The sequence below is a fragment of the Kosakonia sp. PSU_27 genome, assembly GCF_039409795.1.
GTDB lineage: Bacteria > Pseudomonadota > Gammaproteobacteria > Enterobacterales > Enterobacteriaceae > Kosakonia.
In genome coordinates this window covers 1-26,331 of record NZ_JBCIVK010000015.1, presented here as the reverse complement: position 1 = coordinate 26,331, position 26,331 = coordinate 1, and the positions used below count along the sequence as shown (strand labels likewise).

Sequence of the window (26,331 nt, the reverse complement as noted above, 5' to 3'; positions counted from 1 at the left end):
TCCAAAGATGAAGGCGGCCGTCACACTCCGTTCTTCAAAGGCTACCGTCCGCAGTTCTACTTCCGTACAACTGACGTGACTGGCACCATCGAACTGCCGGAAGGCGTAGAGATGGTAATGCCGGGCGACAACATCAAAATGGTTGTTACCCTGATTCACCCGATTGCGATGGACGATGGTCTGCGTTTCGCAATCCGTGAAGGCGGCCGTACCGTTGGCGCGGGCGTTGTAGCAAAAGTTCTGGGCTAATTAATTAGCTTTGAATTGAAAAAAGGGCGCATCGGCGCCCTTTTTGCTGTCCGCTATTTACGGTCGAAATATTTATTCGAAATTAAACTACGCACCGGGCGAGCAGCTTTACAGTTGCGCTATTGTAATCGCAACTATTCTCATTTACACTTTGCGCAGAAATTGAACGGGAGTGATCATGTACGTTTGTTTGTGTAATGGTGTGAGTGATAAAAAAATTCGCCAGGCAGTGCGCCAGTTTCATCCTCAATCATTTCAGCAACTCCGCAAATTTGTTCCGGTTGGAAATCAGTGTGGTAAATGTGTCCGCGCAGCAAGAGAAATCATGCAAGACGAACTTACCCGGATGCCGGAATATAAAGAGATTGCCTGAGTCCTTATCTTTTTTTTGACATCCTTGTAGCCCCATCTACGCTTCAATGAGTGGAAGCGGAGGGACTACATAATGAAAGGTGATGTTAAAATCATAAATTATCTCAATAAATTATTGGGAAATGAGCTTGTCGCAATAAACCAGTACTTTCTCCATGCGAGAATGTTCAAAAACTGGGGTCTGACGCGCCTCAACGATGTCGAATACCATGAATCTATTGATGAAATGAAACACGCCGATCTCTACATCGAGCGTATTTTATTTCTTGAAGGTATCCCTAATTTGCAGGATTTGGGCAAACTGGGCATTGGTGAAGACGTTGAGGAGATGCTGCAATCGGACCTCCGACTGGAACTGGAAGGCGCGAAGGATCTGCGCGAAGCCATCGCTTATGCGGATAGTGTTCATGACTACGTTAGCCGCGACATGATGATCAAGATCCTTGCTGAAGAAGAGCATCATATTGATTGGCTGGAAACAGAACTGGATCTGATAAGCAAAATTGGTATTCAGAACTATCTCCAGTCGCAAATCAAAGTGGAAGAGTAGTTGGTATCACAGAATGGTATCCCGTTAGTAAACCCGCTGCCGCCAGAAATGGCCCGAAAGGCAGTGGGTTTTTTAATGCCTGCAAACTTCGCAATCGGAGCGCGTTAATACTTACCACACTGCAGGCCAACAAGGCGGCTATAAAAACCAGTCCAGGTAAACTCTGCCAGCCATGCCAGGCCCCGAGAGCCGAAAGATATTTTACGTCACCGTAGCCAAGCCCTTCCTTACCGCGCAACATTTTGTAGCCCCAATAAATAACAGCAAACCCTATGTAACCTGCCGCTGCGCCGATAACCGCTTGCTTCAATAATTCAGCATTTGCGAAGCAGTGCCAAAGTAGTCCCGCCCAAAGAAGAGGGCAGGTGAAACGATCTGGCAATAACCCGTTACGGATGTCGTACCAGACAAGCATTAGATTGAGTAACAAGTAAACCGCGAGAAAAAACATGGCGTCCTGCCAGAGTCAGTAACGGGTGGCATGCAGAATGCGAAATTGCGGTGTGAAAGCCAATTAACTATTACTGATGTTGCGTGGCAGCTCGTGAGAAATGATGCCGACTTTATTGTCGTTATGTTCGTTCTGCGAGCATGTTCGCAGCACTGCTTAATTTCTAAACTACGCTTGCGTCTGGCTCAGATTTACGTATAATGCGCGGGCTTGTCGTAAATGACGGCGGGTTCAATCTGAACCACAACGGTGCTGTTTGGCCGTTACAATGCTCCCAATCGGGGGGCTACGTAAGAACGATTACACTCCCCCATCAATCGTAATGGGTGTGAGGAGTAATTATTTTCGTCTATAAATAATTGGAGCTCTGGTCTCATGCAGAACCAAAGAATCCGTATCCGTCTTAAAGCGTTTGATCATCGTCTGATCGATCAATCAACCGCGGAAATCGTCGAGACTGCTAAGCGCACTGGTGCGCAAGTCCGTGGTCCGATCCCGCTGCCGACCCGCAAAGAGCGCTTCACCGTTCTGATCTCCCCGCACGTTAACAAAGACGCGCGCGATCAGTACGAAATCCGCACTCACAAGCGTCTGGTTGACATCGTTGAGCCAACCGAGAAAACCGTTGATGCTCTGATGCGTCTGGACCTGGCTGCCGGTGTAGACGTGCAGATCAGCCTGGGTTAATCAGGTCATCGAGCGATTGAGAGGTTGAAACAATGATTGGTTTAGTCGGTAAAAAAGTGGGCATGACCCGCATCTTCACTGAAGATGGCGTATCTATCCCAGTAACCGTAATCGAAGTTGAAGCAAACCGCGTTACTCAGGTTAAAGATCTGGCTAACGATGGCTACCGCGCAATCCAGGTTACAACCGGTGCTAAAAAAGCTAACCGTGTAACCAAACCGGAAGCGGGTCACTTCGCTAAAGCTGGCGTTGAAGCTGGCCGTGGTCTGTGGGAATTCCGTCTTGCTGACGGCGAAGAATTCACCGTAGGTCAGGACATTAGCGTTGAGCTGTTTGCTGAAGTTAAAAAAGTTGACGTAACTGGCACCTCTAAAGGTAAAGGTTTCGCAGGTACCGTTAAGCGCTGGAACTTCCGTACCCAGGACGCTACCCACGGTAACTCCCTGTCTCACCGCGTTCCGGGTTCTATCGGTCAGAACCAGACTCCGGGCAAAGTGTTCAAGGGCAAGAAAATGGCAGGTCAGCTGGGTAATGAGCGCGTAACCGTTCAGAGCCTGGACGTAGTACGTGTTGACGCTGAGCGCAACCTGCTGCTGGTTAAAGGTGCTGTCCCGGGTGCAACCGGTAGCGACCTGATCGTTAAACCAGCTGTGAAGGCGTGAGGAGATAGCAATGGAATTAGTATTGAAAGACGCGCAGAGCGCGCTGACTGTTTCCGAAACTACCTTCGGTCGTGACTTCAACGAAGCGCTGGTACACCAGGTTGTCGTTGCTTATGCAGCTGGTGCTCGTCAGGGTACTCGTGCTCAGAAGACCCGTGCTGAAGTAACTGGTTCCGGTAAAAAACCGTGGCGCCAGAAAGGCACCGGCCGTGCTCGTTCTGGTTCTATCAAGAGCCCGATCTGGCGTTCTGGTGGCGTGACCTTCGCTGCGCGTCCGCAGGACCACAGTCAAAAAGTTAACAAAAAGATGTACCGCGGCGCGCTGAAAAGCATCCTGTCCGAACTGGTACGTCAGGATCGTCTGATCGTTGTCGAGCAGTTCTCTGTTGAAGCACCGAAAACCAAGCTGCTGGCTCAGAAACTGAAAGACATGGCTCTGGAAGATGTGCTGATCATCACCGGTGAGCTGGACGAGAACCTGTTCCTGGCCGCGCGCAACCTGCACAAGGTTGATGTTCGCGACGCGACTGGTATCGACCCGGTTAGCCTGATCGCCTTCGACAAAGTCGTAATGACTGCTGATGCTGTTAAGCAAGTTGAGGAGATGCTGGCATGATTCGTGAAGAACGTCTGCTGAAGGTGCTGCGTGCACCGCACGTTTCTGAAAAAGCGTCTACTGCGATGGAAAAAACAAACACCATCGTTCTCAAAGTTGCTAAAGACGCGACCAAAGCAGAAATCAAAGCTGCTGTGCAGAAACTGTTTGAAGTCGAAGTCGAAGTCGTTAACACCCTGGTAGTTAAAGGGAAAGTTAAACGTCACGGACAGCGTATCGGTCGTCGTAGCGACTGGAAAAAAGCTTACGTCACCCTGAAAGAAGGCCAGAATCTGGACTTCGTTGGCGGCGCTGAGTAAGTCGGAGGAGTAATACAATGGCAGTTGTTAAATGTAAACCGACATCTCCGGGTCGTCGCCACGTTGTTAAAGTGGTTAACCCTGAGCTGCACAAGGGCAAACCTTTTGCTCCGTTGCTGGAAAAAAACAGCAAATCCGGTGGTCGTAACAACAATGGCCGTATCACCACTCGTCATATCGGTGGTGGCCACAAGCAGGCTTACCGTATTGTTGACTTCAAACGCAACAAAGATGGTATCCCGGCAGTTGTTGAACGTCTTGAGTACGATCCGAACCGTTCCGCGAACATCGCGCTGGTTCTGTACAAAGATGGCGAACGCCGTTACATCCTGGCCCCTAAGGGCCTGAAAGCTGGCGACCAGATTCAGTCTGGCGTTGATGCTGCAATCAAAGCAGGTAACACCCTGCCGATGCGCAATATCCCGGTTGGTTCTACCGTTCATAACGTAGAAATGAAACCAGGTAAAGGCGGTCAGCTGGCTCGTTCCGCTGGTACTTACGTTCAGATCGTTGCTCGTGATGGTGCTTATGTCACCCTGCGTCTGCGTTCTGGTGAAATGCGTAAAGTCGAAGCAGAATGCCGCGCGACTCTGGGCGAAGTTGGCAATGCTGAGCATATGCTGCGCGTTCTGGGTAAAGCAGGTGCTGCACGCTGGCGTGGTGTTCGTCCTACCGTTCGCGGTACTGCGATGAACCCAGTCGACCACCCACATGGTGGTGGTGAAGGTCGTAACTTTGGTAAGCACCCGGTAACTCCGTGGGGCGTTCAGACCAAAGGTAAGAAGACCCGCAGCAACAAGCGTACTGATAAATTCATCGTACGTCGCCGTAGCAAATAATTTTAGAGGATAAGCCATGCCACGTTCTCTCAAGAAAGGTCCTTTTATTGACCTGCACTTGCTGAAGAAGGTAGAGAAAGCGGTGGAAAGCGGAGACAAGAAGCCCCTGCGCACTTGGTCCCGTCGTTCAACGATCTTTCCTAACATGATCGGTTTGACCATCGCTGTCCATAATGGTCGTCAGCACGTTCCGGTATTTGTTTCCGACGAAATGGTCGGTCACAAACTGGGTGAATTCGCACCGACTCGTACTTATCGCGGCCACGCTGCTGATAAAAAAGCGAAGAAGAAATAAGGTAGGAGGAAGAGATGGAAACTTTAGCTCAACATCGCCATGCTCGTTCTTCTGCTCAGAAGGTTCGCCTTGTTGCTGACCTGATTCGCGGTAAGAAAGTGTCGCAGGCCCTGGATATTCTGACCTACACCAATAAGAAAGCGGCTGTACTGGTCAAGAAAGTTCTGGAATCTGCCATTGCTAACGCTGAACACAACGATGGCGCTGACATTGACGATCTGAAAGTTGCGAAAATTTTCGTAGACGAAGGCCCGAGCATGAAGCGCATTATGCCGCGTGCAAAAGGTCGTGCAGATCGCATCCTGAAGCGCACCAGCCACATCACTGTGGTTGTGTCCGATCGCTGAGACTCTGGAGACTAGCAATGGGTCAGAAAGTACATCCTAATGGTATTCGCCTGGGTATTGTAAAACCATGGAACTCAACCTGGTTTGCGAACACCAAAGAATTCGCTGACAACCTGGACAGCGATTTTAAAGTACGTCAGTACCTGACTAAGGAACTGGCTAAAGCGTCTGTATCTCGTATCGTTATCGAGCGTCCGGCTAAGAGCATCCGTGTGACTATTCACACCGCTCGCCCGGGTATCGTTATCGGTAAAAAAGGTGAAGACGTTGAAAAACTGCGCAAGGTCGTAGCGGATATCGCTGGCGTTCCTGCTCAGATCAATATCGCCGAAGTTCGTAAACCTGAACTGGACGCAAAACTGGTTGCTGACAGCATCACTTCTCAGCTGGAACGTCGTGTTATGTTCCGTCGTGCTATGAAGCGTGCTGTACAGAACGCAATGCGTCTGGGCGCTAAAGGTATCAAAGTTGAAGTTAGCGGCCGTCTGGGCGGCGCGGAAATCGCACGTACCGAATGGTACCGTGAAGGTCGCGTTCCGCTGCACACTCTGCGTGCTGACATCGACTACAACACCTCCGAAGCGCACACCACTTACGGTGTAATCGGCGTAAAAGTGTGGATCTTCAAAGGCGAGATCCTTGGTGGTATGGCTGCAGTTGAACAACCGGAAAAACCGGCTGCTCAACCTAAAAAGCAGCAGCGTAAAGGCCGTAAATAAGGAGCGTCGCTGATGTTACAACCAAAGCGTACAAAATTCCGTAAAGTGCACAAAGGCCGCAACCGTGGTCTCGCGCAGGGCACGGATGTGAGCTTCGGCACTTACGGTCTGAAAGCTGTTGGCCGTGGTCGTCTGACCGCTCGTCAGATCGAAGCAGCACGTCGTGCTATGACTCGTGCTGTTAAGCGTCAGGGTAAGATCTGGATCCGTGTATTCCCGGACAAACCGATCACCGAGAAGCCGCTGGAAGTTCGTATGGGTAAAGGTAAAGGTAACGTAGAGTATTGGGTTGCCTTGATTCAGCCGGGTAAAGTCCTGTACGAAATGGACGGTGTTCCGGAAGAGCTGGCCCGTGAAGCCTTCGAGCTGGCAGCAGCAAAACTGCCGATTAAAACCACCTTTGTAACTAAGACGGTGATGTAATGAAAGCAAAAGAGCTGCGTGAAAAGAGCGTTGAAGAGCTGAACACCGAGCTGCTTAACCTGCTGCGCGAGCAGTTCAACCTGCGTATGCAGGCTGCAAGTGGCCAGCTGCAACAGACTCACCTGTTGAAGCAAGTGCGTCGTGATGTCGCACGCGTTAAGACTTTACTGACTGAGAAGGCGGGTGCGTAATGACCGATAAAATCCGTACTCTGCAAGGTCGTGTTGTTAGCGACAAAATGGAGAAATCCATTGTTGTAGCTATCGAGCGTTTCGTGAAACACCCGATCTACGGTAAATTCATCAAACGTACGACTAAACTGCACGTACATGACGAGAACAACGAATGCGGTACCGGCGACGTGGTTGAAATCCGCGAATGCCGTCCGCTGTCCAAGACTAAGTCCTGGACGCTGGTTCGCGTTGTAGAGAAAGCGATTCTGTAATAGAGTACGCGTTCTCAAACGAATAAACGGCTCAGCGATGGGCCGTTTATTTTTTCTACCCATATCAAGGAAGCGGTGTTATAATGCTGCGCCCCCGATATGGGGCTTTTTATCGACCCTGATTTTAGGGTCTTCAGTAGTAGTTGACATTAGCGGAGCACTGAAATGATCCAAGAACAGACTATGCTGAACGTCGCCGACAACTCCGGTGCACGTCGCGTAATGTGTATCAAGGTTCTGGGTGGCTCGCACCGTCGCTACGCAGGCGTAGGCGACATCATCAAGATCACCATCAAAGAAGCAATTCCGCGTGGTAAGGTCAAAAAAGGTGATGTGCTGAAGGCGGTAGTGGTGCGCACCAAGAAGGGTGTTCGTCGCCCTGACGGTTCTGTCGTTCGCTTCGATGGCAATGCTTGTGTTCTTCTGAACAACAACAGCGAGCAGCCTATCGGTACGCGTATTTTTGGGCCGGTTACTCGTGAACTTCGTTCTGAGAAGTTTATGAAAATCATCTCTCTGGCACCAGAAGTACTCTAAGGAGCGAATCATGGCAGCTAAAATCCGTCGTGATGACGAAGTTATCGTGTTAACCGGTAAAGATAAAGGTAAGCGCGGTAAAGTAAAAAATGTTCTGTCTTCCGGCAAGATCATTGTTGAAGGTATCAACTTGGTTAAGAAACATCAGAAGCCGGTTCCGGCCCTGAACCAACCGGGTGGCATCGTTGAGAAAGAAGCTGCAATTCAGGTTTCTAACGTTGCAATCTTCAATGCGGCAACCGGCAAGGCCGACCGTGTAGGCTTTAGATTCGAAGACGGCAAAAAAGTCCGTTTCTTTAAATCTAACAGCGAAACTATCAAGTAATTTGGAGTAGTACGATGGCGAAACTGCATGATTACTACAAAGACGAAGTAGTTAAGAAACTCATGACTGAGTTTAACTACAATTCTGTCATGCAAGTCCCTCGGGTCGAGAAGATCACCCTGAATATGGGTGTTGGTGAAGCGATCGCTGACAAGAAACTGCTGGATAACGCAGCAGCTGACCTGGCAGCAATCTCCGGTCAAAAACCGTTGATCACCAAAGCGCGCAAATCTGTTGCGGGCTTCAAAATCCGTCAGGGCTATCCGATCGGCTGTAAAGTGACTCTGCGTGGCGAACGCATGTGGGAGTTCTTTGAGCGCCTGATCACTATTGCTGTACCGCGTATCCGTGACTTCCGTGGCTTGTCCGCTAAGTCTTTCGACGGTCGTGGTAACTACAGCATGGGTGTCCGTGAGCAGATCATCTTCCCAGAAATCGACTACGATAAAGTCGACCGCGTGCGTGGTTTGGATATTACCATTACCACTACTGCGAAATCTGACGAAGAAGGCCGTGCTCTGCTGGCTGCCTTTGACTTCCCGTTCCGCAAGTAAGGTAGGGTTACTTCATGGCTAAGCAATCTATGAAAGCACGCGAAGTTAAACGCGTAGCTTTAGCTGAAAAATACTTCGCGAAACGCGCTGAACTGAAAGCGATCATTTCTGATGTGAACGCTTCCGACGAAGATCGTTGGAATGCTGTTCTCAAGCTGCAGAGTCTGCCGCGTGATTCCAGCCCGTCTCGTCAGCGTAACCGCTGCCGCCAAACTGGTCGTCCGCACGGTTTCCTGCGGAAGTTCGGGTTGAGCCGTATTAAGGTCCGTGAATCCGCTATGCGCGGTGAAATTCCGGGTCTGAAAAAGGCTAGCTGGTAATTGTCACCAATTGAATCACGGGAGTAAAGACAGATGAGCATGCAAGATCCGATCGCGGATATGCTGACCCGTATCCGTAACGGTCAGGCCGCGAACAAAGCTGCGGTCACCATGCCTTCCTCCAGGCTGAAAGTGGCAATTGCCAACGTGCTGAAGGAAGAAGGTTTTATTGAAGATTTCAAAATTGAAGGCGACACCAAGCCGGAACTGGAAGTGACTCTTAAATACTTCCAGGGTAAAGCTGTGGTAGAAAGCATTCAGCGTATCAGCCGCCCAGGTCTGCGCATCTATAAGAAAAAAGATGAGCTGCCGAAAGTTATGGGTGGTATGGGTATCGCAGTTGTTTCTACCTCTAAAGGTGTTATGACTGATCGTGCAGCGCGCCAGGCTGGTCTTGGTGGCGAAATTATCTGCTACGTAGCCTAATCGGAGGAAAAAATGTCTCGTGTTGCTAAAGCACCGGTCGTTATTCCTGCCGGCGTTGACGTAAAAATCAACGGTCAGGTTATCACGATCAAAGGTAAAAACGGCGAGCTGACTCGTACTCTCAACGATGCTGTTGTAGTTAACCAGGCAGACAATGCTCTGACTTTCGGTCCGCGTGATGGTTACGCAGACGGTTGGGCTCAGGCTGGTACCGCGCGTGCCCTGCTGAACTCAATGGTTATCGGTGTTACCGAAGGCTTCACTAAGAAGCTGCAGCTGGTTGGTGTAGGTTACCGCGCAGCGGTCAAAGGGAATGTAGTAAACCTGGCTCTGGGTTTCTCTCATCCTGTTGATCATCAGCTGCCGGCCGGTATCACTGCAGAATGTCCGTCACAGACTGAAATCGTGCTGAAAGGCGCGGATAAGCAAGTGATTGGCCAGGTTGCAGCAGATCTGCGCGCCTACCGTCGTCCTGAGCCGTACAAAGGCAAGGGTGTTCGTTACGCCGACGAAGTCGTGCGTACCAAAGAGGCTAAGAAGAAGTAAGGTAACACTATGGATAAGAAATCTGCTCGTATCCGTCGTGCGACCCGCGCACGCCGCAAGCTCAAAGAGCTTGGTGCGACTCGCCTGGTGGTACATCGTACCCCGCGTCATATCTACGCCCAGGTAATCGCATCGAATGGTTCTGAAGTTCTGGTAGCTGCTTCTACTGTAGAAAAAGCTATCTCTGAACAACTGAAGTACACCGGTAACAAAGACGCGGCCGCAGCTGTGGGTAAAGCTGTAGCTGAACGCGCTCTGGAAAAAGGCATCAAAGATGTTTCCTTTGACCGTTCCGGGTTCCAATATCATGGTCGCGTCCAGGCACTGGCAGATGCTGCCCGTGAAGCTGGCCTTCAGTTCTAAGGTAGAGGTGTAAGATGGCTCACATCGAAAAACAAGCTGGCGAACTGCAGGAAAAGCTGATCGCGGTAAACCGCGTATCTAAAACCGTTAAAGGTGGTCGTATTTTCTCCTTCACAGCTCTGACTGTTGTTGGCGATGGTAACGGTCGCGTTGGTTTTGGTTACGGTAAAGCCCGCGAAGTTCCGGCAGCGATCCAGAAAGCGATGGAAAAAGCCCGTCGCAATATGATTAACGTCGCGCTGAACCACGGCACCCTGCAGCACCCGGTTAAGGGTACTCACACGGGTTCTCGTGTATTCATGCAGCCGGCTTCCGAAGGTACCGGTATTATTGCCGGTGGTGCAATGCGCGCCGTTCTGGAAGTCGCTGGGGTTCATAACGTTCTGGCTAAAGCATATGGTTCCACCAACCCGATTAACGTGGTTCGTGCAACGATTGATGGCCTGGAAAATATGAAATCCCCGGAAATGGTCGCTGCCAAGCGTGGTAAATCCGTTGAAGAAATTCTGGGGTAATTGACCATGGCAAAGACTATTAAAATCACTCAAACCCGCAGTGCAATCGGTCGTCTGCCGAAACACAAGGCAACGCTGCTTGGCCTGGGTCTGCGTCGTATTGGTCATACTGTTGAACGTGAGGATACTCCTGCGGTTCGCGGTATGGTCAACGCGGTTTCCTTCATGGTTAAAGTTGAGGAGTAAGAGATGCGTTTAAATACTCTGTCTCCGGCCGAAGGCTCCAAAAAGGCGGGTAAACGCCTGGGTCGTGGTATCGGTTCTGGCCTCGGTAAAACCGGTGGTCGTGGTCACAAAGGTCAGAAATCTCGTTCTGGCGGTGGCGTACGTCGCGGTTTCGAGGGTGGTCAGATGCCACTGTATCGTCGTCTGCCGAAATTCGGTTTCACTTCTCGCAAAGCAATGATCACGGCAGAGATTCGTCTGTCCGATCTGGCTAAAGTAGAAGGCGACGTAGTTGACCTGAACACGCTTAAAGCGGCTAACATTATCGGCATCCAGATCGAGTTCGCGAAAGTGATCCTGGCTGGTGAAGTAGCTCGTCCGGTAACTGTTCGTGGCCTGCGTGTGACGAAAGGCGCTCGTGCTGCTATCGAAGCTGCTGGCGGTAAAATTGAGGAATAAGTAGCAGATGGCTAAACAACCGGGATTAGATTTTCAAAGTGCCAAGGGTGGAATTGGCGAACTGAAACGCAGACTGCTGTTTGTTATCGGTGCGTTGATTGTTTTCCGTATTGGCTCTTTTATTCCGATCCCTGGTATTGATGCCGCTGTACTTGCCAAACTGCTTGAGCAACAGCGTGGCACCATCATTGAGATGTTTAACATGTTCTCTGGTGGTGCTCTTAGTCGTGCTTCTATCTTTGCATTGGGTATCATGCCGTATATTTCGGCATCGATTATCATCCAGCTGTTAACGGTCGTTCATCCGGCCCTGGCAGAGCTGAAGAAAGAAGGGGAGTCTGGTCGTCGTAAGATCAGCCAGTACACCCGTTACGGCACTCTGGTGTTGGCGATATTCCAGTCGATCGGTATTGCTACCGGTTTACCGAATATGCCTGGTATGCAAGGTCTGGTTATGAATCCAGGCTTTGCATTCTACTTCACCGCTGTTGTGAGTCTGGTTACAGGAACCATGTTCCTGATGTGGCTCGGTGAACAGATTACTGAACGCGGTATCGGTAACGGTATCTCGATCATTATCTTTGCCGGTATTGTGGCGGGTCTTCCGCCAGCCATTGCCCATACTATCGAGCAAGCGCGTCAAGGCGACCTGCACTTCCTCCTGTTGCTGTTGGTTGCAGTATTAGTATTCGCAGTGACGTTCTTTGTTGTATTCGTTGAACGTGGTCAACGCCGCATCGTGGTGAACTACGCAAAACGCCAGCAGGGTCGTCGTGTCTATGCTGCTCAGAGCACACATTTACCGCTGAAAGTGAATATGGCGGGGGTAATCCCGGCAATCTTCGCTTCCAGTATTATTCTGTTCCCTGCGACTATCGCGTCATGGTTCGGGGGCGGTACTGGTTGGAACTGGCTGACAACAATTTCGCTGTATTTGCAGCCTGGGCAACCGCTTTATGTGTTACTCTATGCGTCTGCAATCATCTTCTTCTGTTTCTTCTATACGGCGTTGGTTTTCAACCCGCGAGAAACAGCAGATAACCTGAAGAAGTCCGGTGCATTTGTACCAGGAATTCGTCCGGGAGAGCAAACGGCGAAGTATATCGATAAAGTAATGACCCGCCTGACTTTGGTCGGTGCGCTTTATATTACTTTTATCTGCCTGATCCCGGAGTTCATGCGTGATGCGATGAAAGTACCGTTCTACTTTGGTGGGACGTCACTGCTTATCGTTGTTGTCGTGATTATGGACTTTATGGCTCAAGTGCAAACTCTGATGATGTCCAGTCAGTATGAGTCTGCATTGAAGAAGGCGAACCTGAAAGGCTATGGCCGTTAATGGTCGCCCGAGAAGTTACGGAGAGTAAAAATGAAAGTTCGTGCTTCCGTCAAGAAATTATGCCGTAACTGCAAAATCGTTAAGCGTGATGGCGTCATCCGCGTGATTTGCAGTGCCGAGCCGAAGCATAAACAGCGCCAAGGCTGATTATTTCGCATATTTTTCTTGCAAAGTTGGGTTGAGCTGGCTAGATTAGCCAGCCAATCTTTTGTATGTCTGTACGTTTCCATTTGAGTATCCTGAAAACGGGCTTTTCAGCATGGTGCGTGCAAGTAAAATTATAGGAGTGCATAGTGGCCCGTATAGCAGGCATTAACATTCCTGATCAGAAACATGCTGTGATCGCATTAACTTCGATCTATGGCGTCGGTAAAACCCGCTCTCAAGCCATTCTGGCTGCTGCGGGCATCGCTGAAAATGTTAAGATCAGTGAGCTGTCTGAAGAACAAATCGACACGCTGCGTGACGAAGTTGCCAAATTTGTCGTTGAAGGTGATCTGCGCCGTGAAATTAGCATGAGCATCAAGCGCCTGATGGATCTTGGTTGCTATCGCGGTTTGCGTCATCGTCGTGGTCTCCCGGTTCGCGGTCAGCGTACCAAGACCAACGCACGTACCCGTAAGGGTCCGCGCAAACCGATCAAGAAATAATCGGGGTGATTGAATAATGGCAAAGGCACCAATTCGTGCACGTAAACGTGTAAGAAAACAAGTCTCTGACGGCGTGGCTCATATCCATGCTTCTTTCAACAACACCATCGTTACTATTACTGATCGTCAGGGTAACGCGCTGGGTTGGGCAACAGCCGGTGGTTCCGGTTTCCGTGGTTCTCGCAAATCCACTCCGTTTGCAGCTCAGGTTGCAGCAGAGCGTTGCGCTGAAGCCGTAAAAGAATACGGTATCAAGAATCTGGAAGTTATGGTTAAGGGACCGGGTCCGGGCCGCGAATCTACTATTCGTGCTCTGAACGCCGCTGGTTTCCGCATCACTAATATTACTGATGTGACTCCGATCCCTCACAACGGTTGTCGTCCGCCGAAAAAACGTCGCGTATAACGCGGTCGTTTTCTAGGATTGTTGGAGAAAGAAAATGGCAAGATATTTGGGTCCTAAGCTCAAGCTGAGCCGTCGTGAGGGCACAGACCTGTTCCTTAAGTCTGGCGTTCGCGCGATCGATACCAAGTGTAAAATTGAACAAGCTCCTGGCCAGCACGGTGCGCGTAAACCGCGTCTGTCTGACTATGGTGTGCAGTTGCGTGAAAAGCAAAAAGTTCGCCGTATTTACGGTGTGCTGGAGCGTCAGTTCCGTAACTACTACAAAGAAGCAGCACGTCTGAAAGGCAACACCGGTGAAAACCTGTTGGGTCTGCTGGAAGGTCGTCTGGACAACGTTGTATACCGTATGGGCTTTGGCGCCACTCGTGCTGAAGCACGCCAGCTGGTTAGCCACAAAGCAATCATGGTAAACGGTCGTGTTGTTAACATCGCTTCTTATCAGGTTAGTCCGAATGACGTTGTTAGCATTCGTGAGAAAGCGAAAAAGCAGTCTCGCGTGAAAGCCGCTCTGGAGCTGGCTGAGCAGCGTGAAAAGCCAACCTGGCTGGAAGTTGATGCTGGCAAGATGGAAGGTACGTTCAAGCGTAAGCCGGAGCGTTCTGATCTGTCTGCGGACATTAACGAACACCTGATCGTCGAGCTTTACTCCAAGTAAAGCTTAGTACCAAAGAGAGGACACAATGCAGGGTTCTGTGACAGAGTTTCTAAAACCGCGCCTGGTAGATATCGAGCAAGTGAGTTCGACGCACGCCAAGGTGACCCTTGAGCCTTTAGAGCGTGGCTTTGGCCATACTCTGGGTAACGCACTGCGCCGTATTCTGCTCTCATCGATGCCGGGTTGCGCGGTGACTGAGGTTGAGATTGATGGTGTACTTCATGAGTACAGCACCAAAGAAGGCGTTCAGGAAGATATCCTTGAAATCCTGCTCAACCTGAAAGGGCTGGCGGTGAGAGTTCAGGGTAAAGATGATGTTATTCTTACTCTGAATAAATCTGGCATTGGCCCTGTGACCGCAGCCGACATTACCCACGACGGTGATGTCGAAATCGTCAAGCCGCAGCATGTGATCTGCCACCTGACCGATGAAAACGCATCTATCAACATGCGTATCAAAGTTCAGCGCGGTCGTGGTTATGTTCCGGCGTCTGCCCGAATTCATTCGGAAGAAGATGAGCGCCCAATCGGCCGTCTGCTCGTTGACGCCTGCTACAGCCCTGTAGAGCGCATTGCCTACAATGTTGAAGCAGCACGTGTTGAACAGCGTACCGACCTGGACAAGCTGGTCATCGAAATGGAAACCAACGGTACAATCGATCCTGAAGAGGCGATTCGTCGTGCGGCAACCATTCTGGCTGAACAACTTGAAGCTTTCGTTGATTTACGTGATGTACGTCAGCCGGAAGTTAAAGAAGAGAAACCAGAATTCGATCCGATTCTGCTGCGCCCTGTTGACGATCTGGAATTGACTGTCCGCTCTGCTAACTGCCTCAAGGCAGAAGCTATCCACTATATCGGTGATCTGGTACAGCGTACCGAGGTTGAGTTGCTGAAAACGCCGAACCTGGGTAAAAAATCTCTTACTGAGATTAAAGACGTGCTGGCCTCCCGCGGTCTGTCTCTGGGCATGCGCCTGGAAAACTGGCCGCCGGCAAGCATTGCTGACGAGTAACCGGATCACAGGTTAAGGTTTTACTGAGAAGGATAAGGTCATGCGCCATCGTAAGAGTGGTCGTCAACTGAACCGCAACAGCAGCCATCGCCAGGCCATGTTCCGTAACATGGCAGGCTCTCTGGTTCGTCATGAGATCATCAAGACGACCCTGCCGAAAGCGAAAGAGCTGCGTCGCGTAGTTGAGCCGCTGATTACTCTTGCCAAGACGGATAGCGTTGCTAATCGTCGTCTGGCATTCGCCCGCACTCGTGATAACGAGATCGTGGCAAAACTGTTTAACGAACTGGGCCCGCGTTTCGCGAGCCGTGCCGGTGGTTACACTCGTATTCTGAAGTGTGGTTTCCGTGCTGGTGACAACGCGCCGATGGCATACATCGAGCTGGTTGATCGCTCTGAATCGAAAGCAGAAGCTGCTGCAGAGTAATCTGTAGTAACGTAAAGAAACCCGCTTCGGCGGGTTTTTTTATACCAGTCGTTCGGCCTCTTCCCTACAATATATGTATCTTTTTTGTTCATTCCGTCGAGAGCCGTTATGTGGTTACTAGATCAGTGGGCAGAACGCCATATTCTTGATGCTCAGCAAAAAGGCGAATTTGATAATCTACCCGGCAGCGGTGAGCCGTTGTTGCTGGATGATGATTCTCATATCCCTGCGGAGCTGCGCGCTGGGTATCGCTTGCTGAAAAATGCTGGCTGCCTGCCACCAGAACTCGAATACCGTAAAGAAGCCGTGATGCTTATCGATCTGCTCAATAGCGTGCAGCACGATCACCCGGATTTTCAGCTTTTACATCGCCGTTTGTCGTTACTGGAAATGAAGCTGCGCCAGGCTGGCTTAAGTACCGATTTCCTGCTAGGCGATTATGCCGCCAAACTGCAGCAAAAAATTAATGAGGAGTAATCATGTATCGCATTGGTGAAATCGCGAAACTCGCAGAAGTCACGCCAGATACGATCCGTTACTACGAAAAGCAGCAAATGATGGATCATGAGGTCAGAACCGAAGGCGGATTTCGGCTTTATACGGATAACGATCTGCAACGGCTCAAATTTATTCGCCATGCCCGACAATTAGGGTTTACCCTCGAATCCATCCGCGAACTGTTGTCGATCCGTATTGATCCTGAACACCACACCTGCCAGGAGTCGAAAAGTATTGTGCAGGCTCGCCTGAGCGAGGTTGAAGCCCGCATCGACGAGTTACAGTCCATGCGCCGCTCGTTGCAAAAACTGAATGATGCATGTTGTGGTACCGCACACAGCAGTGTTTATTGTTCTATTCTTGAGGCGCTTGAACAAGGCGCGAGCGGTAAACCGACCACAACGGCCTGTTGATCTTCTGCACAGAGAGATCTACACTCCGGCCGTTTTAATACACAATCTGGAGACGTTATGAGCCGCTATCAGCATACTAAAGGGCAGATCAACGATAACGCTATTGAAGCTTTGTTACATGATCCGCTATTTCGCCAGCGTATTGAGAAAAACAAAAAAGGGAAAGGAAGTTATTTACGGAAAGGCAAACATGCAAAAAAAGGCTTTCAGGAGGCCAGTGGCAAGCAAGCGAATCGCTTATTTACCACTGGCCTTCTTGCATTTGCTTAACTGCGATTATTTTGCTCTTTCAGCAAATCGCGAATTTCACTCAGCAACACTTCCTCTTTACTCGGTGCCGGTGGCGCTTTCGGTTCTTCTTCTTGCTTACGTTTCAGCTTATTGATCAGCTTTATTGCAATGAAAATCGCAAAAGCGACGATGATGAAGTCAAAGATGTTCTGAATAAACACGCCATAGTGCATGACGACAGCCGGAACGTCGCCCTGCGCGTCGCGTAGCGTCCAGGCAAATGATTTGAAATCAATCCCGCCAATTAATAACCCCAGCGGCGGCATAATGATATCTGCAACCAATGACGACACAATTTTGCCGAAAGCTGCACCGATAATGACACCAACCGCCAAATCCACCACATTTCCGCGCATTGCAAATTCACGGAACTCTTTCAAAATGCTCATATCCTTTCTCCATGTGCAGACTGTCGGATTAAGTCTAACAAATTACCGATCAATTTCCATTTGGGCAGGGTGATTGTAATGATTTCTTAAACCCTGATAAAAGCGGGGAATAATATGCGGGCGCATCTAATTGCGCCCGGTTATTACAGGAAGAATGGACTCGGCTGGAATAAGCGCTCGACGTCCGTGATATATTTTTTGTCCGTTAAAAACATAATCACATGGTCGCCTTGCTCAATACGCAAATTATCATTGGCAATCATGACATCATTTCCACGTACCACCGCACCGATGATTGTGCCTGGCGGCAATTTAATTTCATCAATAACACGGCCGACAACGCGGGACGTCGTTTCGTCTCCGTGTGCAACCGCTTCAATTGCCTCTGCGACACCGCGACGTAACGATGAAACGCCAACGATATCCGCTTTACGCACATGGCTAAGCAGAGCGGAAATAGTTGCCTGTTGTGGCGATATGGCAATATCAATCACACTGCCCTGAACCAAATCGACATAAGCGCGGCGCTGAATGAGCACCATCACTTTCTTGGCTCCCATCCGTTTGGCCAGCATTGCAGACATAATGTTGGCTTCGTCGTCATTGGTGACAGCAATAAAGAGATCCACCTGATCGATATGTTCTTCGGCCAGTAATTCTTGATCGGAGGCGTCGCCATAAAAAACGATCGTATTTTGCAGTTTCTCGGCCAGCTCCGCCGCACGCTGTTGATCGCGCTCGATCAACTTCACGCTGTAGTCTTTTTCCAGCTGACGAGCCAGACCGGCGCCGATATTACCACCGCCAACCAACATAATGCGTTTATACGGTTTTTCCAGCCGCTGAAGTTCACTCATAACGGCACGGATATGCTGCGATGCGGCAATAAAGAACACTTCATCACCTGCTTCAACAATCGTTGAGCCTTGCGGGCGAATAGGTCTGTCGTGGCGAAAAATAGCGGCAACGCGAGTATCAATATGCGGCATATGCTCGCGCATGGTTGACAACGCATTTCCCACCAACGGGCCGCCATAATAGGCTTTCACCACAGCCAGGCTGACTTTTCCTTCGGCGAAATTCACGACCTGCAATGCGCCGGGATATTCGATGAGGCGATAAATACTGTCGATAACCAACTGCTCCGGCGCGATCAAATGATCGATGGGAACGGCTTCTGAGTGAAAAAGCTTATCCGCGTCGCGAACGTAATCAGGCGAGCGGATGCGGGCAATACGGTTTGGCGTATTAAACAGCGAATAAGCAACCTGGCAGGCAACCATATTGGTTTCATCCGAGCTGGTCACCGCAACCAGCATATCGGCATCGTCAGCGCCAGCTTCGCGTAGCACGCGGGGGTGAGAACCGTGGCCTTGTACGACGCGGAGATCGAATTTGTCCTGCAAACTACGCAGACGGTCGCCATTAGTATCAACAACGGTAATATCGTTATTCTCTCCGACCAGGTTTTCTGCCAGCGTGCCACCAACCTGCCCTGCACCCAGAATAATTATTTTCATCTGTTGTGACCCGTTGTTCCCATCACTGTTTGATTATCTTAGCGTAAAAGAAACCATCGCCTTCTTCCGCACCTGGCAGTTTCTGCAAGCCAGGGTTTTCCGGCGTACCCGTTTCGCTCAGTTGCGCATCAGTTGTGCGTTTGAGAAAAGCGGCAACCTGCTGACTGTTCTCTTCCGGCAAGATGGAGCATGTTGCATACACCAGCGTACCGCCTGGTTTCAAATGCGGCCAGATAGCATCCAGAATTTCAGACTGTAACTGCGCTAACTCGGGAATATCGCGATCGCGACGCAGCCATTTGATATCTGGATGGCGTCGAATAACACCCGTCGCTGAGCAAGGCGCATCCAGCAGGATACGATCGAATTGTTCATCACCGCACCATTGTCCCGGGAAACGCCCATCGCCCTGTTTTACCTGCGCTTTCATGCCCAGTCGTTTCAGGTTGTCGTAAACACGCGACAAACGTTGCTCGTCTATGTCTACCGCCAACACGCTGGCCTCTGGAGCGGCTTCGAGTATATGCGTGGTTTTGCCACCGGGTGCTGCACATAGATCGAGAATGCGCTCACCGTTTTTCGGCGTAAGGAAAGCAATGCAGCCCTGAGCAGAAGCATCCTGTACCGTTACCCAACCCTCGGCAAAACCCGGCAGAGCGGTGACTGGTGCTGGGCTCGCCAGGCGTACCGCATCGGGATAATCCGGATGCGGGGATCCTTGCAAACCGACCTCTTCCAGCAATGCTAACCAGCCATCGCGTGAATTGTGCTGACGATTGACACGCAGCCACATCGGCGGTCGCTGGTTGCTGGCTTCGACAATGTGTTGCCATTGGTGTGGATAGGCTTTTTGCACACGGTTTAACAGCCACTTCGGGAACAGAAAATGATTTTCGCTTTGGGCGAACTCTGCCAGTAATTCTTCCTGTTGACGCTGGAATTGACGTAATACACCATTAATCAATCCCTTAAGCTGCGGACGCTTAATGACCACTGCGCCTTCTACGGTTTCTGCCAGTGCCGCATGGGCAGGGATGCGCGTATGCAGAAGCTGATAAAACCCAACCATGATCAGATAGTGCACCGTGCGCTGCTTACCCGTCATTGGGCGCGACATCAATTTATTGATGAGCCAGTCGAGCTGTGGCAATACGCGTAAGACACCAAAGCACAGCTCTTGCAGCAGCGCTTTATCTTTGTCGGAAACTTTTTGTTGCAACGGCGGCAGGATATTGCTGAGCGATTGCCCTTGTTCTATGACCTGCTCAACTGCCTGCGCAGCCATACTGCGTAAATTTATTTGTTTTTTCATCGCGATAAAAATAAAAACGCCCGGCAAGCCGGGCTAAAAATACTCTCAGGCCAGAGGGTTACCAGGGACAAACCATTCCCGCCGTGAATTCAGCAGATCCTGCGCGCTCATTGCTTTCTTACCGGCAGGCTGCAGCGATTCAAGATTCAATATTCCATCGGCAGTGGCAACCTGAATACCCGCTTTCGACACTTCCACGATCGTACCGGGTTTCTCTGTTGTCTTAGACGGAATAACCGACGCTTTCCAGACTTTCACCGGTTGCTCATCAACCATAAACCAGCTCATTGGCCAGGGGTTGAAGGCGCGAATGCATCGTTCAAGCTGGGCGGCGCTGAGCGACCAGTCCAGGCGCGCTTCCTCTTTGCTGAGCTTCTCTGCGTAAGTGACCTGCGCTTCGTCTTGCACCTGCGGTTGTGCTGTGCCCTGAGCAAGCTGTTGCAGCGTCGCAATTAATCCCTGCGGACCGAGCTCTGCCAGCTTGTCATACAGCGTGGCGCTAGTGTCTTCATCGGTGATCGGGCAGGCGAGTTTAAACAGCATGTCGCCAGTATCCAGACCCACATCCATTTGCATGATAGTGACGCCGGTTTCCGCATCACCTGCCCATAGTGAGCGCTGAATAGGCGCCGCGCCACGCCAGCGTGGCAGCAGTGAACCGTGAACATTTATGCAACCCAGGCGCGGCATGGCCAGCACTGCTTTGGGCAGGATCAGTCCGTATGCCACCACCACCATCACATCGGCGTTGAGGCTGGCAACCAATTGCTGGTTTTCCTCTGCACGTAACGATGCAGGTTGAAACACCGGCAGGCCTTTTTCTTCCGCCAGCACTTTGACTGGGCTTGGCATCAGCTTTTTACCGCGACCAGCAGGGCGGTCTGGCTGGGTGAAAACCCCCACCACCTGATGCTCAGAAGACAACAGCGCGTCAAGATGACGCGCTGCAAAGTCCGGAGTGCCGGCGAAAATAATACGTAGAGAATCTGACACGTTTATCCTTTTCAGCCCGTTTTATGCGCGGGCGTTCATGCGATCAAGTTTTTCAACTTTCTGGCGAATGCGCTGACGTTTCATCGGCGACAAGTAATCAATAAACAGCTTACCTACCAGATGATCCATCTCATGCTGAATGCAGATTGCCAGAAGACCGTCGGCTTCCAGTTCGAATGTTTTTCCGTCACGATCCAGCGCGCGGATTTTTACTTTTTCGGCGCGAGGTACCAGTGCACGCTGTTCCGGAATAGACAGGCAACCTTCTTCAATACCTGTTTCTCCGCTTTTTTCCAGCAGCTCAGGGTTAATCAACACTAATTGCTCGTCGCGATTTTCGGAAACGTCGATCACGATGATGCGCTGGTGAATATCAACCTGCGTTGCTGCCAGCCCAATACCTTCTTCTGCGTACATCGTTTCAAACATATCATCGACGATACGTTGAATGTCCGCATTCACTTCTTTTACCGGCTCGGCGACTTTGCGAAGGCGCTCGTCCGGAATATGTAACACATGCAAAACTGCCATAAATATCCAGAGTCGTGTTCAGGAGTTGGTGAGAATATTACCTCTATTCTAGACAAATCCCCCCGCGATTGACAGCATCAGTGACCAATCGCAAGGATTGCTAAAGCGGCTTATGGCAGGGGATAAAGGATGACGAGCACGGAGATTTGGCTGCGGTTGTTACAGGTGACCACGCTATGTGGCGATCAATGGCTGAAAGCAGCACAGTGGCTGGAACAAAACCAGAGCGCATCCTTCGCTGAACTTCGACTCATCGGGTTTACAGAAGCGCAAACGCAGCGCTTTTTCTCTCTTTCTGCATGTGAGCTTGAAAAGAGCCTTAACTGGCTTGCACAACCTGGTAATCATTTAATTATTGCCAGCGATCCGGCGTATCCTGCACCTTTGCGTGCTATTCCTGATTTTCCCGGTGCAATTTTTGTTAAAGGCAATCCAGCGGCACTGGCAACACAACAACTGGCCGTTGTTGGGAGCCGCGCACATTCATGGTATGGCGAGCGATGGGGGCGGATTTTTTGTGAAGTGCTTGCTCGTGCTGGGCTAACGATTACCAGTGGCATGGCGTTGGGGATCGATAGCGTGGCGCACCGGGCGGCTTTACAGGTTAATGGAAAAAGCATTGGCGTACTGGGGAACGGTTTATACAGCCTCTATCCGCGCAAGCATGCTTCTCTTGCGGCAGAATTAATTGAAAGCGGTGGTGCACTGGTATCCGAATTTCCCCTCGCGACTACGCCGAAGCCGGGTAATTTTCCGCGCCGAAACCGCATCATCAGTGGGCTCAGCCGTGGGGTACTGGTTGTAGAAGCCGCTTTGCGTAGTGGTTCGCTGGTGACCGCGCGGATTGCGCTTGAACAAGGCCGTGATGTTTTTGCATTACCCGGTCCTATTGGTAGCCCGGGCAGCGAAGGGCCGCACTGGTTAATCAAACAAGGGGCAATACCGGTAACATCGGCTGATGAGATCCTCGAAAATTTGCAATATGGGCTGAATTGGCTGTCTGACGTAGGCGAAAATGCAATTTATTCTCCAGATCAAGAAGAGGTGGCATTGCCATTTCCTGAGCTCCTGGCTAACGTAGGAGATGAGGTAACACCTGTTGACGTCGTCGCTGAACGTGCCGGCCAACCTGTGCCAGTCATCGCAGCTCAATTGCTTGAACTGGAGTTAGCAGGATGGATCGCAGCTGTACCCGGCGGCTATGTCCGATTGAGGAGGGCAAGCCATGTTCGACGTACTAATGTACTTGTTTGAGACTTACATCCATAACGAAGCGGAATTGCGTGTGGATCAGGACAAACTGGAACGGGATCTTACCGACGCCGGATTTGATCGTGAAGACATCTACAATGCACTTTTGTGGCTGGAAAAGCTGGCTGATTATCAGGAAGGCCTCGCCGAACCGATGCAGCTTGCTTCTGATCCGCTTTCTGTCCGTATTTATACGGCGGAAGAGTGTGAAAGGCTGGATGCCAGTTGCCGGGGATTCTTGTTATTCCTGGAGCAGATTCAGGTGCTAAACCTCGAAACGCGAGAAATGGTGATTGAACGGGTGCTGGCGCTGGATACGGCAGAGTTCGAGTTGGAAGATCTGAAATGGGTCATTCTGATGGTGCTCTTCAATATCCCTGGGTGTGAAAACGCCTACCAGCAAATGGAAGAATTACTCTTTGAAGCGAATGAAGGTATGCTGCACTAATCATTTTTGCAGCTTCAAGAGTCGTTATGGCCAAATCAGCACTCTTTTCGGTGCGTAACAACGAGCCCTGCCCACAATGCGGGGCTGAACTTGTTATCCGTTCCGGGAAACACGGTCCGTTTCTCGGATGTTCTCAATATCCGGAATGCGATTATGTTCGCCCACTGAAAAGCCAGGCGGATGGACATATTGTTAAAGTTCTGGACGGGCAGCAGTGCCCTGTGTGTGGGGCCGCGCTAGTGCTGCGCCAGGGACGCTTCGGTATGTTCATTGGCTGCAGCCAGTATCCTGAATGCGAACATACCGAGTTGATTGATAAGCCCGACGATACCGCAATCACTTGCCCACAGTGCCGAAGCGGGCATCTTGTTCAGCGCCGCTCCCGATATGGTAAAACCTTTTATTCCTGCGATCGTTACCCAGATTGCCAGTTCGTTATAAATTTCAAACCGGTGGCGGGTGAATGTCTTGTTTGCCACTACCCGCTACTTATCGAGAAGAAAACCGCGCAAGGCGTGAAACGCTTCTGCGCCAGTAAACAATGTGGACAGCCGGTAACGGCGGAACAAACTCGTGAAGAATAACCTGCCAACAGATCCTATCGCTGCGGCGGTGGAGATCCTGAAGAAAGAACACGTCATCGCTTATCCAACAGAAGCTGTTTTCGGTGTCGGTTGCGACCCGGACAGTGAGATTGCGGTTTATCGCTTGCTTGAACTAAAGCAACGCCCGGTTGATAAAGGCCTCATCCTTATCGCTGCCAGCTTTGATCAACTCAAACCCTATATTGATGACAGCATGCTGACCGACGAACAGCGTCAGACGATTTTTGCCTGCTGGCCCGGACCGGTAACGTTTGTCTTCCCGGCGAAACCGAACACGCCGCGCTGGCTAACCGGGCGCTTTGACTCGCTGGCCGTGCGCGTGACTGACCATCAAACGGTGATTGCGCTGTGTGAGGCTTACGGAAAACCGCTGGTATCAACGAGCGCTAATTTATCGGGCTTGCCGCCTTGCAGAACAGCGCAGGAAGTTCTCGACCAATTTGGTCCAGACTTCCCGGTTGTCGATGCCCCGACCGGAGGACGGCAAAATCCTTCTGAAATTCGTGACGCCCTTACCGGCGAACTTTTCCGTCAGGGGTAACTGTATGGAATCCTATGCCGTCTTTGGCAATCCTATTGCGCACAGCAAATCTCCGTTTATTCATCAGCAATTTGCCCGGCAACTGGGTATTGAACATTCTTATGGTCGGGTTCTGGCACCGGTAGATGGCTTTGTGCAGACGCTGGATGCTTTTTTTACCGCTGGTGGAAAAGGCGCGAATGTTACCGTGCCTTTTAAAGAGGAAGCATTTGCTCGCGCGAATGAACTCACAGAACGTGCCGCGATGGCTGGGGCGGTAAACACGCTTAAACGCCTTGAAGATGGTCGGTTACTGGGCGATAACACGGATGGGATTGGCTTGTTGAGCGATCTCGAACGCCTCTTTTTTATTCGCCCAGGGTTTCGCATTCTGCTTATCGGGGCGGGTGGGGCAGCGCGCGGCGTCATTCTTCCTTTACTGTCTCTGGATTGCGCAGTGACTGTTACCAACCGTACTTTTTCTAAGGCGCAAACGCTGGCTAAGCTCTTTGCACACACCGGCAGCATTGATGCTGTTGCTATGGATAATTTAGCGAGCCATGAATTCGATTTGATCATTAATGCGACTTCTAGTGGTATTGGTGGGGAGATCCCCGCGTTACCGAATGCGCTTATCCATCCCGAGCTTTATTGCTATGACATGTTCTATCAGAAAGGATCGACGCCATTTCTGAGTTGGTGTGAAAATTCAGGTGCGAAAAAATGTGCGGATGGTTTAGGCATGCTGGTCGGGCAGGCTGCGCATGCGGTGCTGCTATGGCATGGTGTATTGCCGGACGTTGAACCGGTAATCACTCTGTTGAAACAGGAACTGGCAAAATGAATCAGGCCATTCAGTTTCCGGATCGCGAAGGGTGGGATGACGCGGCTGGTGCTGTCTGTTTTCCTGCGTTGGTCAATGGCATGCAAATTACTTGCGCCGTAAAAGGAGAGACGCTAGCAAAGCGCTTTGGTGGCAAAACACCAGAACACTACCTGGCGGTATTTCGTGAACATCGTTGGGATCTGGAAGATGAGGCGGAACAGTTGATCCGCCAGCAAGAAGAGGATGATCAGGGGATTGTCTGGTTACCTTGATCCAGATATTCATCTTTCCATTTCACGTAATTCCCGGCTGAGTATTTCAACCCTTCAAGCTCCGCTTCCGTCAGGGGGCGGATCTGTTTTACCGGGCTGCCCAGATAAAGGTAGCCACTTTCCAGACGTTTATTTTGGGGAACCAGGCTTCCTGCGCCGATCATCACATCATCTTCAACAACAGCACCGTCGAGTAAGATCGATCCCATGCCAACGAGTACACGATTGCCGATAACGCAGCCGTGCAACATTACCTTATGCCCAACAGTAACATCTTCGCCAATGAGCAGCGGATCGCCTTCAGAATTATAAGAAGATTTGTGCGTAACATGGAGAACGCTACCGTCCTGAATGTTGCTGCGCGCGCCAATCTCAACATAATTCACATCACCACGAATCACGACTAATGGCCAAATGCCCACATCATCAGCAATTCTGACGTCACCAATCACCACGCTGGTGGCATCAATCATTACCCGCTGGCCTAATTGGGGCCGCAGATCCTTATAAGGGCGTAAAACGTTAGACATAATTACCTCATCATAAACAGGCCGGGATAATGACTTTGATCGCAGGAAAGGCCTTCTGCAACCCTTTTACGTACCATTATTTGAGCAGATCGTACGGGATCGCAGCGAAAAGAATGAAAAAACAGCAGTCAGAAAAAAAGATCGCAAAAAGACTTGTGCAAAAAATTGGGATCCCTATAATGCGCCTCCGTTGACCCGACAACGTGAATCACTTCACGAGATAGTCGAGAAAACGAAAGAGAAAAAATCCTGAAAATCAGGGTTGACTCTGAAAGA

46 protein-coding genes and 1 pseudogene are annotated in these 26,331 nt (G+C 50.6%); 40 read left to right on the top strand and 7 right to left on the bottom strand.

Annotated features, from left to right (window positions below):
• From tuf to bfr, 3 genes and pseudogenes are all read left to right on the top strand, one after another.
• Positions 1-249 (top strand): annotated as a pseudogene (tuf, locus tag AAIG26_RS23345) (elongation factor Tu); the annotation flags it as partial.
• A gap of 178 nt (positions 250-427) precedes the next feature.
• The gene (bfd, locus tag AAIG26_RS23340; protein WP_071925235.1) at positions 428-622 is read left to right on the top strand and encodes a bacterioferritin-associated ferredoxin; all 195 of its coding nucleotides are present in this window, start codon (positions 428-430) and stop codon (positions 620-622) included.
• A gap of 72 nt (positions 623-694) precedes the next feature.
• Positions 695-1,171: a bacterioferritin gene (bfr, locus tag AAIG26_RS23335; protein WP_017460067.1), complete on the top strand. Its 477-nt coding sequence runs from the start codon at positions 695-697 to the stop codon at positions 1,169-1,171.
• On the opposite strand, the gene AAIG26_RS23330 is transcribed toward bfr, so the two are convergent.
• Positions 1,155-1,622 carry an A24 family peptidase gene (locus AAIG26_RS23330; RefSeq protein ID WP_343181586.1) on the bottom strand — a complete coding sequence of 156 codons (468 nt, stop codon included), beginning with the start codon at positions 1,620-1,622 and terminating at the stop codon, positions 1,155-1,157. The two genes, bfr and AAIG26_RS23330, sit on opposite strands and share 17 nt — an antisense overlap.
• Positions 1,623-1,997: 375 nt before the next feature.
• Here AAIG26_RS23330 and rpsJ point away from each other — a divergent pair, with 375 nt between their 5' ends.
• The 31 genes from rpsJ to AAIG26_RS23175 all read left to right on the top strand — a co-directional run bounded on the left by rpsJ (position 1,998) and on the right by AAIG26_RS23175 (position 16,837).
• Complete coding sequence (rpsJ, locus tag AAIG26_RS23325) at positions 1,998-2,309, top strand: 30S ribosomal protein S10 (RefSeq protein ID WP_001181005.1); 312 nt, start codon at positions 1,998-2,000, stop codon at positions 2,307-2,309.
• A 32-nt stretch (positions 2,310-2,341) separates the two neighbouring features.
• Positions 2,342-2,971 carry a 50S ribosomal protein L3 gene (gene rplC, locus AAIG26_RS23320; RefSeq protein ID WP_017460069.1) on the top strand — a complete coding sequence of 210 codons (630 nt, stop codon included), beginning with the start codon at positions 2,342-2,344 and terminating at the stop codon, positions 2,969-2,971.
• A gap of 10 nt (positions 2,972-2,981) precedes the next feature.
• A complete protein-coding gene (gene rplD, locus AAIG26_RS23315) occupies positions 2,982-3,587 on the top strand; it encodes a 50S ribosomal protein L4 (RefSeq protein ID WP_007369811.1) in 606 nt (201 codons plus the stop codon).
• Positions 3,584-3,886, top strand: coding sequence for a 50S ribosomal protein L23 (rplW, locus tag AAIG26_RS23310; protein ID WP_000617546.1), 303 nt, complete (start codon positions 3,584-3,586; stop codon positions 3,884-3,886). The genes rplD and rplW overlap by 4 nt, the downstream gene beginning before the upstream one ends.
• Before the next feature lie 17 nt (positions 3,887-3,903).
• Positions 3,904-4,725: a 50S ribosomal protein L2 gene (rplB, locus tag AAIG26_RS23305; RefSeq protein WP_007369812.1), complete on the top strand. Its 822-nt coding sequence runs from the start codon at positions 3,904-3,906 to the stop codon at positions 4,723-4,725.
• A gap of 16 nt (positions 4,726-4,741) precedes the next feature.
• Complete coding sequence (gene rpsS / locus AAIG26_RS23300) at positions 4,742-5,020, top strand: 30S ribosomal protein S19 (RefSeq protein WP_001138115.1); 279 nt, start codon at positions 4,742-4,744, stop codon at positions 5,018-5,020.
• A 14-nt stretch (positions 5,021-5,034) separates the two neighbouring features.
• The gene (gene rplV, locus AAIG26_RS23295) at positions 5,035-5,367 is read left to right on the top strand and encodes a 50S ribosomal protein L22 (protein ID WP_002919773.1); all 333 of its coding nucleotides are present in this window, start codon (positions 5,035-5,037) and stop codon (positions 5,365-5,367) included.
• Positions 5,368-5,384: 17 nt separating this feature from the next.
• Positions 5,385-6,086 (top strand): 30S ribosomal protein S3, encoded by a 702-nt coding sequence (gene rpsC, locus AAIG26_RS23290; protein ID WP_000529945.1) that lies wholly within the window; start codon positions 5,385-5,387, stop codon positions 6,084-6,086.
• 12 nt (positions 6,087-6,098) lie between these two features.
• Complete coding sequence (rplP, locus tag AAIG26_RS23285; protein WP_007369814.1) at positions 6,099-6,509, top strand: 50S ribosomal protein L16; 411 nt, start codon at positions 6,099-6,101, stop codon at positions 6,507-6,509.
• On the top strand, positions 6,509-6,700 hold the full coding sequence (gene rpmC / locus AAIG26_RS23280) for a 50S ribosomal protein L29 (protein ID WP_004388609.1): 192 nt from the start codon (positions 6,509-6,511) through the stop codon (positions 6,698-6,700). Before rplP ends, rpmC begins: the two co-directional genes overlap by 1 nt.
• A complete protein-coding gene (rpsQ, locus tag AAIG26_RS23275; RefSeq protein ID WP_017460070.1) occupies positions 6,700-6,954 on the top strand; it encodes a 30S ribosomal protein S17 in 255 nt (84 codons plus the stop codon). The genes rpmC and rpsQ overlap by 1 nt, the downstream gene beginning before the upstream one ends.
• Before the next feature lie 165 nt (positions 6,955-7,119).
• Entirely contained in the window at positions 7,120-7,491 is a 372-nt protein-coding gene (rplN, locus tag AAIG26_RS23270; protein ID WP_004388611.1) for a 50S ribosomal protein L14, read from the top strand.
• A gap of 10 nt (positions 7,492-7,501) precedes the next feature.
• Complete coding sequence (rplX, locus tag AAIG26_RS23265; protein ID WP_007369816.1) at positions 7,502-7,816, top strand: 50S ribosomal protein L24; 315 nt, start codon at positions 7,502-7,504, stop codon at positions 7,814-7,816.
• 14 nt (positions 7,817-7,830) lie between these two features.
• A complete protein-coding gene (gene rplE, locus AAIG26_RS23260; RefSeq protein ID WP_001096200.1) occupies positions 7,831-8,370 on the top strand; it encodes a 50S ribosomal protein L5 in 540 nt (179 codons plus the stop codon).
• Between the two features lie 14 nt (positions 8,371-8,384).
• On the top strand, positions 8,385-8,690 hold the full coding sequence (gene rpsN / locus AAIG26_RS23255) for a 30S ribosomal protein S14 (protein WP_007369817.1): 306 nt from the start codon (positions 8,385-8,387) through the stop codon (positions 8,688-8,690).
• Between the two features lie 33 nt (positions 8,691-8,723).
• Positions 8,724-9,116 carry a 30S ribosomal protein S8 gene (gene rpsH, locus AAIG26_RS23250; RefSeq protein ID WP_017460071.1) on the top strand — a complete coding sequence of 131 codons (393 nt, stop codon included), beginning with the start codon at positions 8,724-8,726 and terminating at the stop codon, positions 9,114-9,116.
• A 12-nt stretch (positions 9,117-9,128) separates the two neighbouring features.
• Entirely contained in the window at positions 9,129-9,662 is a 534-nt protein-coding gene (rplF, locus tag AAIG26_RS23245) for a 50S ribosomal protein L6 (RefSeq protein ID WP_017460072.1), read from the top strand.
• Between the two features lie 9 nt (positions 9,663-9,671).
• Positions 9,672-10,025, top strand: a complete 354-nt coding sequence (gene rplR, locus AAIG26_RS23240) for a 50S ribosomal protein L18 (protein ID WP_017460073.1) — start codon at positions 9,672-9,674, stop codon at positions 10,023-10,025.
• Positions 10,026-10,039: 14 nt separating this feature from the next.
• A complete protein-coding gene (rpsE, locus tag AAIG26_RS23235) occupies positions 10,040-10,540 on the top strand; it encodes a 30S ribosomal protein S5 (RefSeq protein ID WP_007369821.1) in 501 nt (166 codons plus the stop codon).
• A gap of 6 nt (positions 10,541-10,546) precedes the next feature.
• Entirely contained in the window at positions 10,547-10,726 is a 180-nt protein-coding gene (gene rpmD, locus AAIG26_RS23230; protein ID WP_001140434.1) for a 50S ribosomal protein L30, read from the top strand.
• A gap of 3 nt (positions 10,727-10,729) precedes the next feature.
• Positions 10,730-11,164, top strand: a complete 435-nt coding sequence (gene rplO, locus AAIG26_RS23225) for a 50S ribosomal protein L15 (protein ID WP_007369822.1) — start codon at positions 10,730-10,732, stop codon at positions 11,162-11,164.
• Between the two features lie 7 nt (positions 11,165-11,171).
• Entirely contained in the window at positions 11,172-12,503 is a 1,332-nt protein-coding gene (gene secY / locus AAIG26_RS23220) for a preprotein translocase subunit SecY (RefSeq protein ID WP_007369823.1), read from the top strand.
• 30 nt (positions 12,504-12,533) lie between these two features.
• Entirely contained in the window at positions 12,534-12,650 is a 117-nt protein-coding gene (gene rpmJ / locus AAIG26_RS23215; protein ID WP_000868187.1) for a 50S ribosomal protein L36, read from the top strand.
• Between the two features lie 146 nt (positions 12,651-12,796).
• Positions 12,797-13,153: a 30S ribosomal protein S13 gene (rpsM, locus tag AAIG26_RS23210; protein ID WP_007369824.1), complete on the top strand. Its 357-nt coding sequence runs from the start codon at positions 12,797-12,799 to the stop codon at positions 13,151-13,153.
• A 16-nt stretch (positions 13,154-13,169) separates the two neighbouring features.
• Complete coding sequence (rpsK, locus tag AAIG26_RS23205) at positions 13,170-13,559, top strand: 30S ribosomal protein S11 (protein ID WP_002919257.1); 390 nt, start codon at positions 13,170-13,172, stop codon at positions 13,557-13,559.
• A gap of 34 nt (positions 13,560-13,593) precedes the next feature.
• Positions 13,594-14,214: a 30S ribosomal protein S4 gene (gene rpsD, locus AAIG26_RS23200; RefSeq protein ID WP_003031138.1), complete on the top strand. Its 621-nt coding sequence runs from the start codon at positions 13,594-13,596 to the stop codon at positions 14,212-14,214.
• A gap of 25 nt (positions 14,215-14,239) precedes the next feature.
• The gene (gene rpoA / locus AAIG26_RS23195; RefSeq protein WP_007369825.1) at positions 14,240-15,229 is read left to right on the top strand and encodes a DNA-directed RNA polymerase subunit alpha; all 990 of its coding nucleotides are present in this window, start codon (positions 14,240-14,242) and stop codon (positions 15,227-15,229) included.
• A 40-nt stretch (positions 15,230-15,269) separates the two neighbouring features.
• Positions 15,270-15,656, top strand: coding sequence for a 50S ribosomal protein L17 (rplQ, locus tag AAIG26_RS23190; RefSeq protein ID WP_001216372.1), 387 nt, complete (start codon positions 15,270-15,272; stop codon positions 15,654-15,656).
• A 108-nt stretch (positions 15,657-15,764) separates the two neighbouring features.
• Positions 15,765-16,133, top strand: a complete 369-nt coding sequence (locus AAIG26_RS23185) for a DUF1992 domain-containing protein (protein ID WP_343181583.1) — start codon at positions 15,765-15,767, stop codon at positions 16,131-16,133.
• Positions 16,134-16,135: 2 nt separating this feature from the next.
• Positions 16,136-16,567: a Zn(2+)-responsive transcriptional regulator gene (zntR, locus tag AAIG26_RS23180; protein ID WP_343181582.1), complete on the top strand. Its 432-nt coding sequence runs from the start codon at positions 16,136-16,138 to the stop codon at positions 16,565-16,567.
• Between the two features lie 57 nt (positions 16,568-16,624).
• Positions 16,625-16,837, top strand: coding sequence for a ribosome alternative rescue factor ArfA (locus AAIG26_RS23175; protein ID WP_045514453.1), 213 nt, complete (start codon positions 16,625-16,627; stop codon positions 16,835-16,837).
• Here the strand turns inward: AAIG26_RS23175 and mscL are convergent.
• The 5 genes from mscL to def all read right to left on the bottom strand — a co-directional run bounded on the left by mscL (position 16,834) and on the right by def (position 21,603).
• A complete protein-coding gene (gene mscL, locus AAIG26_RS23170) occupies positions 16,834-17,247 on the bottom strand; it encodes a large-conductance mechanosensitive channel protein MscL (protein WP_045514451.1) in 414 nt (137 codons plus the stop codon). The two genes, AAIG26_RS23175 and mscL, sit on opposite strands and share 4 nt — an antisense overlap.
• A 143-nt stretch (positions 17,248-17,390) precedes the next feature.
• Entirely contained in the window at positions 17,391-18,767 is a 1,377-nt protein-coding gene (gene trkA / locus AAIG26_RS23165; RefSeq protein ID WP_007369830.1) for a Trk system potassium transporter TrkA, read from the bottom strand.
• Between the two features lie 22 nt (positions 18,768-18,789).
• Positions 18,790-20,079, bottom strand: a complete 1,290-nt coding sequence (rsmB, locus tag AAIG26_RS23160; RefSeq protein ID WP_343181581.1) for a 16S rRNA (cytosine(967)-C(5))-methyltransferase RsmB — start codon at positions 20,077-20,079, stop codon at positions 18,790-18,792.
• Positions 20,080-20,124: 45 nt separating this feature from the next.
• Positions 20,125-21,072: a methionyl-tRNA formyltransferase gene (gene fmt / locus AAIG26_RS23155; RefSeq protein ID WP_343181580.1), complete on the bottom strand. Its 948-nt coding sequence runs from the start codon at positions 21,070-21,072 to the stop codon at positions 20,125-20,127.
• A gap of 21 nt (positions 21,073-21,093) precedes the next feature.
• Entirely contained in the window at positions 21,094-21,603 is a 510-nt protein-coding gene (gene def / locus AAIG26_RS23150) for a peptide deformylase (protein WP_007369833.1), read from the bottom strand.
• A 129-nt stretch (positions 21,604-21,732) separates the two neighbouring features.
• Between def and dprA the strand changes: the two genes are divergently transcribed.
• Genes dprA through AAIG26_RS23120 form a run of 6 tightly spaced genes read left to right on the top strand, consistent with a single transcriptional unit; the run spans position 21,733 to position 25,525 of the window.
• Positions 21,733-22,857 (top strand): DNA-protecting protein DprA, encoded by a 1,125-nt coding sequence (dprA, locus tag AAIG26_RS23145; protein ID WP_343181578.1) that lies wholly within the window; start codon positions 21,733-21,735, stop codon positions 22,855-22,857.
• On the top strand, positions 22,829-23,302 hold the full coding sequence (smg, locus tag AAIG26_RS23140) for a DUF494 family protein Smg (RefSeq protein ID WP_017460081.1): 474 nt from the start codon (positions 22,829-22,831) through the stop codon (positions 23,300-23,302). The genes dprA and smg overlap by 29 nt, the downstream gene beginning before the upstream one ends.
• A 26-nt stretch (positions 23,303-23,328) precedes the next feature.
• Positions 23,329-23,886 carry a type I DNA topoisomerase gene (locus tag AAIG26_RS23135; RefSeq protein ID WP_020455486.1) on the top strand — a complete coding sequence of 186 codons (558 nt, stop codon included), beginning with the start codon at positions 23,329-23,331 and terminating at the stop codon, positions 23,884-23,886.
• Positions 23,876-24,448 carry an L-threonylcarbamoyladenylate synthase type 1 TsaC gene (gene tsaC, locus AAIG26_RS23130; protein ID WP_343181577.1) on the top strand — a complete coding sequence of 191 codons (573 nt, stop codon included), beginning with the start codon at positions 23,876-23,878 and terminating at the stop codon, positions 24,446-24,448. Before AAIG26_RS23135 ends, tsaC begins: the two co-directional genes overlap by 11 nt.
• A 4-nt stretch (positions 24,449-24,452) precedes the next feature.
• Positions 24,453-25,271, top strand: a complete 819-nt coding sequence (aroE, locus tag AAIG26_RS23125) for a shikimate dehydrogenase (RefSeq protein ID WP_343181576.1) — start codon at positions 24,453-24,455, stop codon at positions 25,269-25,271.
• Positions 25,268-25,525, top strand: coding sequence for a DUF1488 domain-containing protein (locus AAIG26_RS23120; RefSeq protein WP_343181575.1), 258 nt, complete (start codon positions 25,268-25,270; stop codon positions 25,523-25,525). The genes aroE and AAIG26_RS23120 overlap by 4 nt, the downstream gene beginning before the upstream one ends.
• Here the strand turns inward: AAIG26_RS23120 and AAIG26_RS23115 are convergent.
• Positions 25,501-26,055, bottom strand: a complete 555-nt coding sequence (locus AAIG26_RS23115; RefSeq protein WP_343181574.1) for a gamma carbonic anhydrase family protein — start codon at positions 26,053-26,055, stop codon at positions 25,501-25,503. The two genes, AAIG26_RS23120 and AAIG26_RS23115, sit on opposite strands and share 25 nt — an antisense overlap.
• Between the last annotated feature and the right edge of the window lie 276 nt (positions 26,056-26,331).